The sequence below is a fragment of the Marinobacterium mangrovicola genome (assembly GCF_004339595.1).
Taxonomy (GTDB): Bacteria; Pseudomonadota; Gammaproteobacteria; order Pseudomonadales; family Balneatricaceae; genus Marinobacterium_D; species Marinobacterium_D mangrovicola.
In genome coordinates this window covers 37,695-54,044 of record NZ_SMFU01000001.1, presented here as the reverse complement: position 1 = coordinate 54,044, position 16,350 = coordinate 37,695, and the positions used below count along the sequence as shown (strand labels likewise).

The 16,350-nt window shown below is 55.0% G+C and carries 13 protein-coding genes; 8 read left to right on the top strand and 5 right to left on the bottom strand.

Annotation, left to right across the window (positions count from 1 at the left end; all coding sequences use genetic code 11):
* Positions 1-122 precede the first annotated feature (122 nt).
* Together lpxL and CLV83_RS00230 are read left to right on the top strand one after the other, a co-directional pair.
* Positions 123-1,058, top strand: a complete 936-nt coding sequence (gene lpxL, locus CLV83_RS00235; protein ID WP_132285796.1) for an LpxL/LpxP family Kdo(2)-lipid IV(A) lauroyl/palmitoleoyl acyltransferase — start codon at positions 123-125, stop codon at positions 1,056-1,058.
* A 2-nt stretch (positions 1,059-1,060) separates the two neighbouring features.
* Complete coding sequence (locus CLV83_RS00230) at positions 1,061-1,978, top strand: GT-D fold domain-containing glycosyltransferase (protein ID WP_243642235.1); 918 nt, start codon at positions 1,061-1,063, stop codon at positions 1,976-1,978.
* 136 nt (positions 1,979-2,114) lie between these two features.
* On the opposite strand, the gene CLV83_RS00225 is transcribed toward CLV83_RS00230, so the two are convergent.
* The 3 genes from CLV83_RS00225 to CLV83_RS00215 are packed head-to-tail and all read right to left on the bottom strand — an operon-like array spanning position 2,115 to position 5,254.
* On the bottom strand, positions 2,115-3,245 hold the full coding sequence (locus CLV83_RS00225) for a polysaccharide pyruvyl transferase family protein (protein ID WP_132285794.1): 1,131 nt from the start codon (positions 3,243-3,245) through the stop codon (positions 2,115-2,117).
* A complete protein-coding gene (locus CLV83_RS00220; protein ID WP_132285792.1) occupies positions 3,245-4,291 on the bottom strand; it encodes a nitroreductase family protein in 1,047 nt (348 codons plus the stop codon). Before CLV83_RS00220 ends, CLV83_RS00225 begins: the two co-directional genes overlap by 1 nt.
* 51 nt (positions 4,292-4,342) lie before the next feature.
* Positions 4,343-5,254, bottom strand: a complete 912-nt coding sequence (locus CLV83_RS00215) for a glycosyltransferase (RefSeq protein WP_132285790.1) — start codon at positions 5,252-5,254, stop codon at positions 4,343-4,345.
* Positions 5,255-5,422: 168 nt separating this feature from the next.
* Between CLV83_RS00215 and CLV83_RS00210 the strand changes: the two genes are divergently transcribed.
* The 4 genes from CLV83_RS00210 (at position 5,423) to CLV83_RS00195 (ending at position 9,443) form a co-directional block, all read left to right on the top strand.
* Positions 5,423-6,562: a glycosyltransferase family 4 protein gene (locus CLV83_RS00210; RefSeq protein ID WP_132285787.1), complete on the top strand. Its 1,140-nt coding sequence runs from the start codon at positions 5,423-5,425 to the stop codon at positions 6,560-6,562.
* Positions 6,563-6,635: 73 nt separating this feature from the next.
* On the top strand, positions 6,636-7,682 hold the full coding sequence (locus CLV83_RS00205; protein WP_132285784.1) for a glycosyltransferase family protein: 1,047 nt from the start codon (positions 6,636-6,638) through the stop codon (positions 7,680-7,682).
* A complete protein-coding gene (locus tag CLV83_RS00200; protein WP_132285781.1) occupies positions 7,679-8,371 on the top strand; it encodes a YrbL family protein in 693 nt (230 codons plus the stop codon). Before CLV83_RS00205 ends, CLV83_RS00200 begins: the two co-directional genes overlap by 4 nt.
* 19 nt (positions 8,372-8,390) lie before the next feature.
* On the top strand, positions 8,391-9,443 hold the full coding sequence (locus tag CLV83_RS00195) for a glycosyltransferase (protein WP_132285778.1): 1,053 nt from the start codon (positions 8,391-8,393) through the stop codon (positions 9,441-9,443).
* Here CLV83_RS00195 and CLV83_RS00190 read toward each other — a convergent pair.
* Positions 9,440-10,336 carry a mitochondrial fission ELM1 family protein gene (locus tag CLV83_RS00190; RefSeq protein ID WP_243642234.1) on the bottom strand — a complete coding sequence of 299 codons (897 nt, stop codon included), beginning with the start codon at positions 10,334-10,336 and terminating at the stop codon, positions 9,440-9,442. The genes CLV83_RS00195 and CLV83_RS00190 overlap by 4 nt on opposite strands.
* Positions 10,337-10,567: 231 nt before the next feature.
* Here CLV83_RS00190 and CLV83_RS00185 point away from each other — a divergent pair, with 231 nt between their 5' ends.
* On the top strand, positions 10,568-11,563 hold the full coding sequence (locus tag CLV83_RS00185; RefSeq protein WP_132285772.1) for a branched-chain amino acid aminotransferase: 996 nt from the start codon (positions 10,568-10,570) through the stop codon (positions 11,561-11,563).
* 403 nt (positions 11,564-11,966) lie between these two features.
* On the opposite strand, the gene glnE is transcribed toward CLV83_RS00185, so the two are convergent.
* Positions 11,967-14,876, bottom strand: coding sequence for a bifunctional [glutamate--ammonia ligase]-adenylyl-L-tyrosine phosphorylase/[glutamate--ammonia-ligase] adenylyltransferase (gene glnE, locus CLV83_RS00180; protein ID WP_132285769.1), 2,910 nt, complete (start codon positions 14,874-14,876; stop codon positions 11,967-11,969).
* A 413-nt stretch (positions 14,877-15,289) separates the two neighbouring features.
* Between glnE and CLV83_RS00175 the strand changes: the two genes are divergently transcribed.
* Positions 15,290-16,312, top strand: a complete 1,023-nt coding sequence (locus tag CLV83_RS00175) for an amino acid ABC transporter substrate-binding protein (RefSeq protein ID WP_132285766.1) — start codon at positions 15,290-15,292, stop codon at positions 16,310-16,312.
* Positions 16,313-16,350 lie beyond the last annotated feature (38 nt).

Sequence of the window (16,350 nt, the reverse complement as noted above, 5' to 3'; positions counted from 1 at the left end):
GCCCAAAGTCCGCACTATATCTTTGCTTTTCCTACACAGGGCGCAGCGACCCCTAGCCCCGAATCATTTGCCGCCCACCGGAGCGCGACTTAGAATACCCGCGAACCACAAGGGCAGATTTCATGGCACGCGAAAAACGACAGCGACTACAGAACAAGCCGTTTTGGCATCCTATCTTCTGGCCCAACTGGCTCAGCACCGGATTGCTATGGACTCTGAACCGGCTCCCGTATCGTGCACAGCTCGGATTGGGAAAAATGCTTGGCCTAGCCCTTTACCGGCTGGTCCCCGCCAGACGTCGGGTGGTCGAGGTGAACGCGAAGCTTTGCTTCCCGGAATTCACCGATCAGGAACGTAAGCGCTTTGTTCGTGATGTTTTTATCAACAACGGCATCGGCGTTTTCGAAACATCCATGGCCTGGTGGACGCCTCGCAAACACTTTAAAGGCCGTGTCGAACTCAAAGGCCGGGAGCACCTTGACCAGGCGCTGGAACAGGGCAACGGCATACTTCTGCTGGGCGCGCATTTTTCCACGCTGGACCTGGGTGGCCTGCTGTTCTCTGAGTTCTACCCCGTTGATGCCATGTACAGACGGCACAACAACCCATTGATGGAAGAGATTATCAAAAAAGGGCGTAGTCGCTACTTCGGCCAATCCATCGAGAGAGCCGACATCCGCTCAGTCATCCGCGCACTGCGCAAAAATCACATCATCTGGTACGCACCCGACCAGGATTTTGGTGCGAAGCAGTCCGTCTTTGTGCCCTTTTTCGGCGTAAACGCCGCCACCATTACGGCTACAGCGCGCCTGGCCAAGCTCAATAAGTCACCAGTCATGATGCTGGCCCAGCATCGATTGCCTGACGGAAGCTACGAATTGGAACTCTATCCACCTATCGCAGGGTTCCCGACCGGAAACGAAGAAACCGATGCTGCTCTGGTCAATGCAGAGATTGAACGGGCCATCCGCAAAGACCCTACCCAGTACATGTGGGTCCACAGGCGCTTCAAAACCCAGCCTGACGGTAAAAATCACCTTTACGACCAGAAGCGATAACTTTGAAAAACAGCAACGAAAAAGAGCACTCCGGTGTGATCAGAGCCTTCGCTCGGGCCGTGCTGAGGAAAATGGCACTCATTCTGGCACCGTTCGGTATCACACGGCAGGGACGAGCACGCATCCGTGAGTTCTTTGACGACCTGGTGATTGGCCTCTATCGGGAGGAGATTGAATCATTCATCCGTCGTTACCCCACCGTGTGGAGCGAAGAGGAGACTATTCAGTACATCATTGAGCATAAGGCCAGTATCTGCCGTTTCGGCGATGGAGAGCTCAAGCTGATCGTGGGTGAACGCCATAAATCGTTTCAGGATGTCGATCAGAAACTGAATGACCGTTTGCTCGAAGTGCTGCAGAGCAACGAACCCAACATTCTGATCGGCATTCATCCTGTCAGGGCTTTCGATCGACTAGGGAGAATCTGGCAGAAATTCATCATCAGAATCGGCGATCAGGTACTGGACCTGCTGGATAACCAGAGATCTTACCCTTCGATGGGTGCCTTTCGCGTTTTACCCAAGAAAAGTCGGGCGAGCCTGGTCGACAGGATCAAGCTCACCAAGAAAATCTGGGAAGGTCGGAAAATCCTCTTTATCACTGGAGAGAACAGCCGTTTCAGGTTCGAAGAGGAGCTTTTCAATAACGCAGCTTCGGTAGATTTCCTCTACGCCCCATCAAAAAATGCCTTTGGTCGTTACGACGAGATCATTTCAGAGATCCGTGCCAACTACCCGAAGGAAGAGTATCTGGTTATGCCTGTTCTGGGGCCAACAGCGACGGTTCTGGCTTATGACCTGGCGCTTTCAGGCTACCAAGCGATCGACTTTGGGCAGATGCCAGGCACGTTCAAAAAAGCGAAAGAATCTCTCTTCGGAACAGCTGACACTATATTAGATGAGCTTTATAACAACAAATAAACTCTCTATATCTGATCAATTATTTTATTTTAAGTATTTAAAAAATAAGCAATTATCAGGGCAAATCATCGCGAGGCAAAATAAAAACGACCAGGCCTAATATAAAACATGCGATAGGTAGCTTAATGCCTACAAATCAGTCGGCATTTATACGCTCGAAAACTCGATCCCACATTGCTCGTGTTTCCTGTTTAAGCCTATCAGAATTCCCATCGATAGTTTCTTTAACTTGGACGTATACATCGTCATCCAACAGCTTTTCGAGTGAAGCTATAGCCGCATCAGGGGAGTCTACAAGAAATTCTTCGCACCCATAATCCTGCATCAATTCTGCGTACTTATGACTCCAGCCTGTTGCTATCGAAGGTACACCTTGTGAAAGCGCACTCACTAAGCCATGAAAGCGTGAACTTATAACAATTTTTGCCTTGCCAATTACGCCTTTTATATGAACCGGATTTTCAAATTTATATATATCAATTTCCGAACCCACTTTCTCAGCAGTTTTAACAGCAAGATCCCAATCTTTCTTACCTTCATGCACTAAAATAAAAACTTTTTTTCCGTGATTTTTTGCTACCTGAATTAAAGAAGAGAGCAAATCTATGTAACTTTCTCTATCTTTTACAGCATTCATCTCAATCATTTTATTATTCGGGATTACGCAAATATCATAAACGTCAAGCGGAAATTCTGAAGGTACCGAACCTTTCACCAAATTAGTAAAATCCCCAGACAATGCAATTTTATTATTTTCTCCTACTTCATCGATCAGGTATTCATAAGAAACCCTATCTCTAGCGAATATAAGATCTACACTAGAAACCACTTTCTTCAATTCATCCTTAAATTCATTAGAAGAGAATGGCCCGAAAGCCTGAGGTAACAAAATTACTTTCTTATCTCTATTTTCCCAGCTTTTGGTTTGGGAACCCAATCGATCTCTAAGCTTTTCGACGCCCCACTGATCACCATAAGCAAAACCAGAAGCATCAAAAATAACTCTGATATCCTTATCCTTTACTATCCCGTAACGTCGTATATATTTTTTGGGTAGTAAATTTAACAAAAAGCTTCCATCCTTAGATTTAGACCGAAGCGGAATTTTCTGTAAAAGGCCATACCGGCAACGATCCATATATGGCCTATGGGGTTCACATGCAAATTTAGCATTCGGTATCCGACTAAGTACTTCCTGCTGAATCGCAGCTAACATCAACTCTGCACCTTTGTTAGGAATTCCTATTCCTTTCACTTCAAAAATCATCAGTTATAGCTCCTGATATCATTAATAGATTTCTTCTGTGAGAAAGGCACATGAGCCTCTTTGTCTGGCCACCCTACAGCGATCAGCATTATTACGCGCTCTTCTGCTTTCAGCCCAAGAAAACTGCTTATTTTTTGTTCTCTTTCCTCAATATCTGGCCAGTTAATCACGCAGCTGCTTAATCCAAAAGTTTCTAACGCCAGAATAAAGCCCATAGTCGCCAATGATGAGTCTATATATATGATATGCCTATCTCTCTCATCAAAAAATGCACTAAGGTCTCCAACTACGGCTATCACACAAGGAAAATTATGGCTAAAGCCTTTAGTACCCATTGGTAGTTCAGCTATCGTTCTAACCTTTTCACCTTCAGTAAAAATATGAAACCTGTAGGGCTGCCTGTTACACGCACTGGGAGCTTGAGTAGCAGCCATAATTGCTCGATCCAAGAGTTCTTCCGGGACTTTTTTGTCCTCAAACCAGCGTACTGAGCGTCTTCGACGGCACAACTCCTCAAAGTGTTCAAAGCTTAAAGTACTGCGTTCTAGATCCCTTTGGAACGGAATCTTTTTCTCTTCCCCACTGCGATAGCTTGCTTCACATTGACTAAATTTTTTAAAGCTATTATTTATTGATCGCTTCTTATCAACATTTACAACTGAGAAATATTTTTCTAGTACATCTCTAGCCCATATAAGACTTTCATTATCATCACAGGTTGAAGACTGGATAGCTACTGCATACGCATCTACGGTTTCCTTTATATAGGATTCAGCAAAAACCTCTTTCAAAGGGCGCATAATAAGCCCCTTTTCAAGTCTATGAATATTTCTTCTTAGTAGAAAATCATTATTATAGCTTCGTTCCATTTTTTTTAGATGCAACAGCTTCCCACTAAGAACTGATTGATGCTCTCTAGACATATCACTAGAAATAAAAAAATAGTAAGCAGATGAAAGAAATTTACTTTTAGAGCAGAAAAAGCAAATTTTCAGATCTATCCGCTTCCATATTTTTTTTAACTTAGATTTAAAACCTTTTGCCATCACCAACGCCTTTTATTCTTAAAAATTTAGTGATAATGGAAACCACATTAATTAATAGTCTATTTTCTGATAACTATCGACTGAAAAACCTAAGCATCCCATAAAAACACCGCAAGCTTTAGCCACCCTCAGAAAACTTTCGTTTCTCTTCAGGGGCATAAAAGCGAGCAGGAACAGGAACGACTTCAGCGAGTACAAAAGAACCTGAAAAGCCGCTGAAAGCATCACCCCTACTTTTGAGCGCCCCCTGCTGATTTTCCGCCAGGCATCGGTGACCCCCGCTCTGAACTTTCGTTTGGAAAGCCAGGATAGATTCGTCCGGCTCAACGGAACAAACTCTGTCACTTTCGCCCTGTTGGTGTGATAGATCTGGATGCCGAGTTTATTCGCCTGGGTAAAGAAGATCGTATCCGTCCCCCCTGCCAAGGGTTTAGATTCATCAAAACGTAGCTTGTGCTGATTGATAAATGCCATCGGGACCATGACGTTATCGGTAGCGCAGGCACTCAATTCCTGACGCTCAGCGCGCTCTCGCGTCGAGAAAAGCCCGGCAATACTCGGGGGAACACTGGGGTCCAGTTTCGACTGCACAGCACCATGAATAACGGCTTGATGATCGTACTCTGCGCTGACCTCATACAGCTCAGCGAGCCAGTCAGGATCTACGACTTCATCGTCATCTACGAAGACCAAAAGGTCTGCCCCAAAGCCGTTGGCGACCTCAATCGCGTGATTTCTGGCACAGGGGATACCACGCTTCACTTCAATCGTGTAGCCAATATCCGTCCCGGTTTGAGCTTGAATGTCCTCGACAGTTTTCCTCGCCGACCCAGCCTCATCGTTATCCACGACGGACAGTTTTACACTGCAGTTAGCTGGCAGGGTGATGGCGGAAAGACTTCTCAGGCATGTTGAGAGAAGCTGTGCTCGCCGGAAGGTGCATATGCACACATTGATAAGCATCTGGAACCTGTCTGATTTAATGGAATGTCGATATTCGCCTAAGCTTCCCGTTACTCTCTGCTTATTACGCAGAGTAAAAACGCCTAAGCGACTCCCCGCATAAGCATTTATACCGCTGGCGCAACTCTGCTAGCATAACCGGCCAACCACAGAGAACCCCATCACAGCATGCAACGAGAAGGGAAGGGAGCCAAGTCTCTCCGAGTCGTTCAGGTCCTGCCAGCCCTGGACTCCGGCGGCGTTGAACGCGGCACAGTAGAGTTCGCCAAAGAGCTGGTCAAGCAGGGTCATGAGTCTATCGTAATCTCCAGCGGCGGTCGTCAGGTGGCAACCCTGGAGGCGGAAGGCTCCCGACATATCAGCATGGCCGTTCATCGCAAGTCATTGCGATCACTGGCACTGGTGCGCCCCATGCGTCGCCTGCTCACTGAGCTAAAACCGGACATCATTCATGTTCGCTCCCGCGCGCCTGCCTGGATCGCTTGGCTAGCCTGGCGCAAATTGCCAGTTAACGATCGCCCGCGTTTCGTCAGTACCGTGCACGGCATGTATTCAGTCAACGCTTACAGCGCGGTCATGACAAAAGCCGAGCACATAATCGCCATCTCCGACTGCGTGCATGACTACATCACTCAGAACTACGGCATAGATGCCCGACGCATCACCCGAATCTACCGCGGTCTGGATCCTTCGGTATTCAACGCTTCTGTCGACCTGGGCCAATGGCAGGAAACGCTATTTCAGGAGTATCCGCAGTTGCAGGGTAAGCGCCTGCTGCTGATGCCGGGCCGTCTCTCACGCTGGAAAGGTCAGGAGGCCTTTCTCGATGTGATGCGTCATTTATCTGATCTGCGCACTGATTGTCACGGGGTGGTGGTCGGTGGGGCCGAGGATAACAAGCAGCACTACCTGCAAGAGCTGCTCGATAAGCGAAAAGAGCTCGGCCTGGACGACAAAGTGACCTTCGTCGGTCACCGCTCCGATATCCAGTCGTTTTATTCACTGGCTGATATCACCTGCCATCTCTCCAATAAGGCGGAACCCTTTGGTCGTACCGTGCCAGAAGCGCTGGCCTGCGGCTGCCCGGTCATCGCCTATGACCGGGGAGGCGCTGCCGAATCCCTGCACCAGGCGTTCCCCGAGGGTTTGGTAGAAGCGGACAACCCCAAAGCCTTTGCCCAGCGCGCCCATGAACTTCTGCAGCGAGATACAATCGATATCCACCTGCCCGAAGAGTTCTACCTGCAGCACCAGGCCGACGCCACGCTGGAGGTCTACCGCCGGCTGCTGGCCTCCCCGCCCGGCTGAGGCTGCCCCTCAATACCGGGATCGGCTACACTTCGCGCTACTGCATTTTTACCCCCGACTGGACGGATTCGCCATGCGAGTACTTCACATTGCCTACCAACAACTTCGGCGTTATGGCCATACCCGCGTCAGCTGGGCCCAGAAACTGACCTACGGTCTGATCAAGAACGATCATCTGGTGCAGGGTTTCAGCGACCGTGACGTAGCCGCATTCGAGGCACCGCTGGGTATCCGCGATCTGGGCACCAAGAAGGCCAACAAGCGTCTGCTGGAGACCGTCGAGTCTTTCGAACCAGATCTGGTGATCGCCGGCCACTGCGACATGATCAGCAACGAGACCCTGGCCGAGATCCGCAAGATCGCACCGAACTGCGCCATCGCACACTGCAACAACGACCCGCTGTTCGTGCCCTCCAACGTGGATCGCCTCAAATACCGGGCCGAGGTCGCTGACGCTATTTTCGTCTCCACCGGCCGCCGTGAGCTGACCCAGTTCGAGGGTTCCCGAGCCCGGGTTTACCATATGCCCAACCCGGTTGAACCCTCGGTGGAGAGCTTCAACAACGCGGTCAAAACGGATGCAGAACTGCCGATCGACCTGATTTTCTGCAGCAACAGCCAGAATTTCACCAAGCGCCTGGAGATGATCGGCCGCATGAAGGAGCAGCTGGACCCGATCATGACGTTCAAGACCTTCGGCAGCTTCGGCGAAGCGCCGGTCTGGGGACGCGACTATGACCGCGCTCTGGAGAAGAGCAAGATGGGGCTGAATTTTAACCGCCAGGAAGGTGATTACTGGTACGCCTCCGCCCGCATGGCACAGCTGGGCGGCAACGGTATCCTGCAGTTCACCCACTCGGCGAATAAATTCGATGAGTTGTTCCCGGCCGAATCGATCGTCTATTTCGACGATGAAGCCTCTTTGATGGAGCGGATCCGCGAGTTCCAGGGCGATGACGCCAAGCGCCAGGCCTGGGCCGCGAAAGCACGTGAGTTTTTCCACCAGGAGATCAACTCAACCCTGTACGCCCAGTACATCGTCGAAGCCACCACCCAGACCCCGTTCAGCCACGACTACGTCTGGGCACGGGACATCAATCTGGACGGCAGCCTGAAATGACGCTCAAGCTACAAACGGAGCAAGCCTTTGCCCAGGGCGGCAACCGGCTCTGTTTCGAATATCCCGGGGATCCCTCCCGCTGCATCAAGGTACGCCGGCCAGACTTCACACTGGCGGATCTGCGACGTAAAAAGGGATTCCCGAAAACGCTGCTGCCGCTGAGTGCTTTTGACGATAACCAGGAAGAGTTCGACGTAATCTCCGGCCTCGCCAAACGCCAAGGCAAAGCAGTATTCGATGTCATCAGCCGCTGCTACGGCTTCGAGGAAAGCGATCTGGGACCAGGGCTGGTACTTGAACTGGTGCGTGACGCCGATGGCCGCATTTCCCAGTCACTGAAGGCCCAGATCTGGTTTGAAGGCTACAGCGACGAATGCCGGGCAGCCGTGGCAACCTTCTGCAGCCGTTGGCTGGAACTGCAGATCCCCTCTCGCGATCTGCTGCTGCACAACATTCTGGTACAGAAAGACAGTAACGGGAAAATCCAGCGACTGGTGGTGATCGACGGTCTGGGCAGCCCGAACATCATCCCGTTCAACTGGCTGCCAGCCCCGCTGAGACACGCCAAGGTGGAACGCAAGGTCGCCAACCTGCATCAACGTATCGACGATCTGCTAGCGAAAAAGAAGCGCGGCGCTTCGCCCGGCAACCACGGCATGGCCACGGCCCATCATTCCGCGAACAACTGAGTTTTAAAGGCTTAACACTATGACCAATTCTACGATCCGCACCGCTCAGGTTCTCGCCGGCGCCGAAAATGGTGGGGCCGAGAACTTTTTCGTGCGCCTGGTGACCGGCATGCACGAACACCCGGATATGCAGGTCAAAGCCTTTATCCGTGACCATGAGCATCGGGTCAACGCCCTGCGCCAAGGCGGCGTCGAGACCGAGGGCTTCAGGTTCGGCTCCCCCGTAGACCTGATCGACCGTCATCGCTTTCGCAAGGCGCTGAACGCCTTCGAGCCCGACGTGGTCATGTCCTGGATGGGCCGCGCCACGGCGTACACACCAAACTCCAAGCGTTACACCCTGGTCAGTCGCCTGGGCCACTACTACAAGCTCAAGTACTACCAGCACTGCGATTACTGGGTCGGTAACAGTAAGGGGATCTGCCAGCACATGATCGATGGTGGCTTCCCTGCCGAGCGCGTGGTGCATATCTCCAACTTTGCCGACGAAACCCCGGTCACGCCGATTCCACGCGACAGCTTCGATACCCCTGCCGACAAACCGATCATCCTCAGCGCAGGCCGGTTGCACGTTAACAAGGCGTTCGATGTGCTGCTGCACAGCCTTACCGAACTGCCGGATGTGACGCTCTGGCTGGCCGGTGCGGGTCCGGAAGAAGCGAATCTCAAGGCGCTGTGCAAACAGCTGGGGCTGGAGTCGCGGGTGCGTTTCCTTGGCTGGCGTACCGATGTCACCACCCTGATGGCCAGCGTCGATCTGTTCGTCTGCCCGTCACGTCACGAGGGACTGGGGTCAATCGTGCTGGAATCCTGGGCGCACCGTTGCCCCATCGTCGCCACAGACTCGCAGGGACCGGGCGAGTTGATCACCGACGGGCTGAGCGGCCTGATCACGCCGATTGATGAAGCCCCGGCGCTGGCCAAGGCGATTAACCGGGTGCTAAGCAGCGATGACCTGCGCCAGCAGCTGATCGAAGACGCCAGCCGGGTGTACGCCGAAGGCCACAGCAAAGCATACATCGTCCAACGCTATGCAGAGTTCTACGAGGAGATACGCCGCAAACGCGGCTAAGCCTGGGCTCCAAACAAGCCGCGCGCCAGTAACTCACGGGCGCAGCGGCCCGCCTCATCCAGCGGCTCTGCGTCCGGCTGCAGCGCTTCACCCCGCCACTGCTCCAGCGCCACCACTCGCTTAGCATCAATCAACTGCTGCAGCCCGGCCTGCAGCCGGTTCTGCTTCAGTTGCGGCACCGGCAGAACACCGACCGCGCACCCTGCGCTCAGCGCCTCATAGACCATCGATACGCTGTCGGCGCTGACCCAGCAGCACTCCGTTACCGCCAGTTGTTGCGGCAACCAGCCGGAAGGCGTTTGTGCCGCCGGGATAAACTCCAGCCCACTTAACTGCGCCAGCTTTGCCTCGGTTTCCGCTGGTGTGCGGCGCGAACTGGTAGCGCGCCAACTGCGACCATCCTCGGACACTATCCGTTCGATCGCCCGGATCAGACCCGTCTCATCCCAGCCGCTGTGTTTGGAGGGACCGCCCACCAGGATCATGCCGCTGTCCGACGTTTTCTCACCCGGTCGCATCCGGTTCAATGCACCGCGGGTGGCAACCACATTGCCCTGCGACGGCGGGCTGTCGTGCTCTGGAATCAGGCAAAGATCAAACAGCGACAGCGGCAGGCTAGGCTTCATCAGCACCACCGCCGGCACACGCCAGCCACGTTTTAGCGCCAACAGCGTCAGGTGCGTTGCGTGGCCCGCACCGATCAGCAGATCCGGCTTGGCTATCTGTGCGGACGACCGACCCAGCAGCAGCGCTTTAAGGGCGACACCCCGAGTAAACGGCGGCAGAGTCTCAATTTCGACCTCAGGTAGCAGGCGCTGCAGCGCCTCGGCCAGACCCAGCGATTGGTTGAGATGGCCCGGCTTGCCGTCACTGACAATAACAATTCGTTTCACGGTCGCTCTCGCGTTGATGGCTTGGGTGTTACTCCGTCCCGAAGAGGACGCGATCATGATAAACAAATCAACCTGAGCAGGATAATCCGGCTAAAAGCAGGATTTCACTGTTCAGCCAATTCCATTTTTCGCGTGAAAGCATACAATCTACAGTCTTGCGTAAAAGTCCCGGTGCTTTATCAGCATTTCTGGGGCACTTTCCTGTTTACCCGGTCTTTAGGATGGTCTGATATGTCGGCGTTCGGCTCTGTTTTCATGCCTGAAATGGCAATCTCCTGGTTTGATGGTTCGAGCTGGAGCGAAAGCCAGGTCGTGCCAAGCGAAAGCCTGCATCTGCACGCCGGTGCCCACGTACTGCACTACTCCAGCACCTGCTTCGAAGGCCTGAAGGCATTCCGCCATGCAGACGGCTCGATCAAGATCTTCCGTATGGACCGTAACATCGACCGTATCGCGCAGAGCTCCCAGCTGCTGGCACTGCCGGAGATCAACAAGGACCAGGTCGCCGAGATGATCAAATCGGTGGTCGCGAAGTTTGCGGCGGAAGTTCCGGAAGCACCGGGCTCCATGTATATCCGCCCGACCCATATCGGTACCGAGCCCGCCATCGGCAAGGCCGCTGCGCCGACGCTGACCTCCTGCTTCTACGTGCTGCTGTCGCCGGTAGGCGATTACTTCTCCGGCGGCGACCGCGCCCTGCGTCTGCTGATCGATGACAAGAACATGCGCTGCCCGCCGCATATGGGCATGGTAAAGAGCGGTGGTAACTACGCCGGCGCCCTGCAGCCAACCATGAAAGCACGCGCCGAATTCCAGGCCGACCAGGTTCTGTTCTGCCCCAACGGCGATGTTCAGGAAACCGGCGCTGCCAACTTCCTGCTGATCGATGGCGACGAGATCATCACCAAGGCGCTGGACAGCACCTTCCTGCACGGCGTGACCCGCGACTCCATCCTCACCATCGCTCGCGATATGGGCATGAAAGTCTCCGAGCGCCAGCTCAGCATTGATGAGCTGCTGGAGCGCTCCGCCAAGCCGGGCTGCGAAGCCGCCCTGTCCGGCACAGCCGCTGTACTGACCTCCGTCGGCACCCTGATCCACAACGGTCAGGAGTTCACCGTCGGTAACGGCGCCATCGGCGAAACCACTGTCAAACTGCGTCGCGCCCTGAACGATATCCAGTGGGGCCGCAGCGAAGACAAATTCGGCTGGCTGATCGACGTCTAACACCCTGTTCAAACAGACGTTAATCCAGATACGAAAAGACCGGGCCAGTGCCCGGTCTTCTCTTTTGTGGTCCCATCAGGGCGGCAAGGCACGACCTCAATATCAGTCTAGCTGAGCTCATCCCCTTTCCCCTTCGGCGCAGCCGAGCATCACAGGCTGAAAGAGAAACAAGGGAAGGGCTGTTTGAGCAGCAACGCTGCGACTGACCCTAAGGTAAAGAGTCGATTCCGCTCTTTCAGCCGAGAAGCACAGGGAAGTCGGCGCAGCCGACCAAGCCGTAGGGGCGGTTTGGGATTGATAAGGGACCTTTCCCCTATAAAGCAGCGCACAAGTACCTTATCTCGCCAGCAGGCGAAACCAGCGCTAGAAAAGCGCACAAATCTTGATAATTTGGCGCCTTAGCTCACTCCATCAAATCACCCCAGTACCCACTGATCCGCTCCCGATACTCAACCAACTGATCCCCACTGATCACCCGCGGCTGGTTCTGCATGGTCTGGCGATGGCCAAAAGCACGGTAAGCCTTGTACGCCTCGCGCAGCTCCTCGGCCTGATCGGCAGGCATCAGCCCTGATTCCTCCAGAGATTCAAGAATGCGGATGTTGTCCGTATAGGTCAGCAGACGCGCATCGTCATGGGCGTTAGCGAGCACCAGGTACTGCACCATAAACTCGATATCCACCAGGCCACCGCGATCCTGCTTAAGGTCGAACTCCTCTCCTTCACGGCTCGGGGCGGTGCCAAGCTGCTGCCGCATCTTCTCACGCATCTCGCGCACTTCCTGCTGCAGGGCACTGCGCTCACGCGCCTGCCCCAGCACATCGGCACGCACCGTCTCGAAACTTCGCGCCACCCGCTCACTGCCACTGACCACGCGGGCGCGCACCAGGGCCTGATGTTCCCAGGTCCAGGCATCATTGCGCTGGTACTGCTCGAAAGCGTTCAGCGAGGTCACCAGCAGGCCGGAGTTACCCGAGGGGCGCAGTCGCATATCCACCTCGTACAGCTGGCCTGAGGGCGTCAGCGTGCCGAGAATATGGATAATCCGCTGCCCAAGCCGGGTAAAGAACACCGCATTGGGCAGTTCCCGCTTACCACCCTGGGTCATCAGATTGGAATCGGCATCGTGGATAAACACCAGGTCCAGGTCTGAGCCGTAGGAGAGCTCGATACCACCGAGTTTGCCGTAACCGACGATAATGAAATCAGGATCACAGGGCTCGCCCGGCGACTTCTGCGGCACGCCGTACTTGGCGGTCATATCGCGCCAGGCGATCTCCAGCACCGCATCGAGGATCACCTCGGCCAGCCAGGTCAGATAATCGCTGACCTTCATCAGCGGCAGCGCACCGGTAATATCGGAGGCGGCAACCCGCAGCACGTGGGAGTGCTTGAAGTAGCGCAGCGCCTCCATCAGCTGTTCGGTGTCATCTTCGGGGATACGCACCAGCACCTGGCGCAGCTCGTCATTCAGTTTCGCCTTATCCGGCGGCGTAAACAGCGTACGTGGATCGATCAGCTCATCGAGCAAACCAGGCTGACGTGACAGCTGCTCGGCAAACCAGTGGCTGGCGGAACAGAGCCGCACCAGCTGCTGCAGAGCACCAGGATTTTCATTCAACAGTACCAGGTAGGCGGAGCGGCGCAGCACCGCCTGGATCAGCAGCAGCACCCGCTCCAGGGTCACTTCCGGATTCTCGGTCCCGCCCACCGCTTTCAGCAATTTGGGCAGCACCGCCTGCAAACGTTCGCGCCCTACCTGCTGCAGCATCTGCACGGTACGCTGCTGCTGCAGACTGCGCAGCTGTTGCAGCGCCTGTTGCGGCTCGGCAAAGCCCAGGTCGCTCAGATAGCGCTCCACTGGTTCGCTTTCCAGTTCGGCATCCCAGAGGGAGTGCCACTGATCGGCATTTTTATCCGCCTTGTCAGCCTCTTCATCCCTCTCTGCGGCCGGCGCAATCACCTCGGCAAAATGCTCGGACACCGTACGACGATAGCCATCAAGGCGTTCGCTGAACGCCTGCCAGTCCTTGGCCCCCATGACGAAGGCCAACCGTGCCTGCCCCAGCTCATCACGGGGCAGCTCCTGGGTCTGGCGGTCGGCCAGGGCCTGCAGCGCATGCTCGGTATCGCGCAGGAAGCCGTAGGCCTCCAGCAGCTCATCCACCACCTGCTGCGGCATACCAACACATTCCGGCAGCAATGGCAGTATTCGGTTCAGCTCACGCTGCTGCAGGCGCGGATCGCGGCCACCGCGGATCAACTGGAAAGCCTGGGCGATAAACTCCACCTCGCGGATGCCACCGGCGCCAAGTTTGACGTTCTGATCACGGTTCTTGAGCTTCACTTCGCGATTGATCAGCGCCTTCATATCGCGCAGGGACTCGAACGCGCTGAAATCGATATATTTGCGGTAAACAAAGGGACGCAGCTGGGTAAACAGCTCATCGCCCTGCTTCTTGTCGCCAGCCACCACACGGGCTTTTACCATGGCGTAGCGTTCCCACTCCCTGCCCTGGTCCTGGTAATAGGTTTCCAGTGCATCGAAGCTGCACGCCAGCGGACCGACGCTGCCAAAGGGACGCAGACGCATATCGACACGGAATACGAAGCCGTCCGCCGTGGTGTTATCCAGTGACTGGATCAGCTTCTTGCCGAGGCGGGTGAAGAACTCCTGGTTGCTGAGGTTCTTGTCCTGGCGGTCGGTCTCACCGTTCTGTGGGAAAGCGAAGATCAGATCGATATCGGAGGAGAGGTTAAGCTCGTAAGCACCCAGTTTGCCCATGCCGATCACCACCATGCGCTGCTCGACCAGCTCACCGGAAGCATCGCGTCCCATCGGCCGTCCCCAACGGGCAGCGGTGGCTTCATGCAGCCATTCAAGGCTCAGGTCGATCAGGGCATCGGCCAGATGGGTCAGGGTGCCGGTGGTTTCGGCCAGATCGGCCAGACGATTCAGGTCACGCCAGATAATGCGCACCATCTCCCGACGGCGGATCAGGCGCAGGCGCCGCTGTAGCTCAGCTTCGCTGTCACACTCCTGCAGAGTAGCCTGCGCCAGCTGGCGAACCTCACTGGGCTCGTAGCAACGCCAGAGATCGCCGCTTTGATGCAGCTCCGCCAGCAGCTGCGGCTGCCGCTCCAGCTGTTCACAAACGTAGTCGCTGCCGATCAGAATTCGTGGCAGCCCTTCCCTGACCTGCTCGGGCAGTTCGGCCCCCAGCTGTTCCAGCGCCGGTGTCACCCGCCGCAGATTAGCCTCCAACACGGTGTGCAGCTCAGCGGGGATTCCGCTTTTGAGTTCTTCCAACATCCTGACGCTCTCCTCACTCAACGCGGCCTCTACTGTAAACCAGAAGAATACAGCAGGAACAGACGCACCATTAAAGTGCCACACCAGCGCCGCAAAGGGGCGAATGCAGATTAACCGGGTGCACAACCGTCCTTGAGCCCGCCCATAAAAGCCTGCCGAAACACAGTTTTAAATATCGATCTAAGCCACTGCTTTTTCTGGAATAACTGTCGATTACCGACTACACATGTAAGGGTCAACAGATGGATGACCGAAAAGGCTGAGCCAGAGCAAAGCGCCCTTCCGTAGTGCACCTACACTGATATCGGGTAACTGGAACAAGATTTGCTAACTAAGTGGTCAAGCTTTTAGAACCAGAAAAAACAATATTTCCAACACGCTGCAAAAAAGAACTCACCAGAGAGGACGACAAAATGTTGAGAAAAGCCTTTATCGCAACCGCGACGCTTTCACTGGCAGCTGCTGCCACCGGCGCTCAGGCCGCCGGCACGCTCGATGCGGTTAAAGAACAAGGTTATGTGCAGTGCGGTGTGACCTCAGGCGTCCCCGGTTTCTCTGTTCCGGACGAACAGGGTAACTGGGTCGGTCTTGATGTCGACGTATGCCGCGCTGTTGCCGCAGCGGCCCTGGGCGACGCCAGCAAGGTCAAATACACGCCGTTGAACGCCAAGGAGCGCTTCACTGCGCTGGCCTCCGGTGAGATCGATCTGCTCTCCCGTGTAACCACCTGGACCCTGACTCGTGACACCCAGCTGGGTATCAACTTTGCCGGCGTGAACTACTACGACGGCCAGGGCTTCATGGTTAAGAAAGATCTCGGCCTCACCAGCGTCAAGGAGCTGGATGGCGCCACCATCTGTGTACAGTCTGGTACCACCACCGAGCTGAACATGGCTGACTACTTCCGCACCCACGGTCTGGAGCACACTCCGGTGGTGTTCGACACCAACGAACAGGCGGCTACCGCCTTCGATACCGGCCGCTGCGACGCCTTCACCACCGACCTCTCCCAGGCTTACGGCCTGCGTACCCGCATGACCGACCCGTCATCCGTGGTAGCGCTGCCGGAAGTTATCTCCAAGGAGCCGCTCGGCCCGTCCGTGCGCCAGGGTGACGACCAGTGGTTCAACATCGTTAAGTGGTCCCTGAACGCCATGATCAACGCCGAGGAACTGGGCGTGACCTCCGCCAACGTGGACGAGATGAAAGCTTCCAGCGAGAACCCGAGCGTCAAACGTCTGCTCGGTGGTGAAGCTGGCCTGGCCGAAGGCATGGGCATCAGCGATGACTGGGCTTACCAGATCGTCAAGCAGGTAGGGAACTACGGCGAATCCTTCGACCGCAACGTCGGTAAGGACTCTCCGCAGAATATCGACCGCGGTATCAACAACCTGTGGAACAACGGCGGCATCATGTACGCCCCGCCGATCCGCTGATCATCCGTTAGTCATAGAGGCCGCCTCCGGGCGGCCTC

Excerpts from the sequence above, each read along its gene's own strand:
- CLV83_RS00220 (WP_132285792.1), bottom strand. The coding sequence starts at position 4,291 with ATGGCAAAAGGTTTTAAATCTAAGTTAAAAAAAATATGGAAGCGGATA.
- CLV83_RS00195 (WP_132285778.1), top strand. The coding sequence starts at position 8,391 with ATGACCAATTCTACGATCCGCACCGCTCAGGTTCTCGCCGGCGCCGAA.
- CLV83_RS00210 (WP_132285787.1), top strand. The coding sequence starts at position 5,423 with ATGCAACGAGAAGGGAAGGGAGCCAAGTCTCTCCGAGTCGTTCAGGTC.
- CLV83_RS00175 (WP_132285766.1), top strand. The coding sequence starts at position 15,290 with ATGTTGAGAAAAGCCTTTATCGCAACCGCGACGCTTTCACTGGCAGCT.
- CLV83_RS00185 (WP_132285772.1), top strand. The coding sequence starts at position 10,568 with ATGTCGGCGTTCGGCTCTGTTTTCATGCCTGAAATGGCAATCTCCTGG.
- CLV83_RS00205 (WP_132285784.1), top strand. The coding sequence starts at position 6,636 with ATGCGAGTACTTCACATTGCCTACCAACAACTTCGGCGTTATGGCCAT.
- CLV83_RS00225 (WP_132285794.1), bottom strand. The coding sequence starts at position 3,245 with ATGATTTTTGAAGTGAAAGGAATAGGAATTCCTAACAAAGGTGCAGAG.
- lpxL (WP_132285796.1), top strand. The coding sequence starts at position 123 with ATGGCACGCGAAAAACGACAGCGACTACAGAACAAGCCGTTTTGGCAT.
- CLV83_RS00200 (WP_132285781.1), top strand. The coding sequence starts at position 7,679 with ATGACGCTCAAGCTACAAACGGAGCAAGCCTTTGCCCAGGGCGGCAAC.
- CLV83_RS00215 (WP_132285790.1), bottom strand. The coding sequence starts at position 5,254 with ATGCTTATCAATGTGTGCATATGCACCTTCCGGCGAGCACAGCTTCTC.
- glnE (WP_132285769.1), bottom strand. The coding sequence starts at position 14,876 with ATGTTGGAAGAACTCAAAAGCGGAATCCCCGCTGAGCTGCACACCGTG.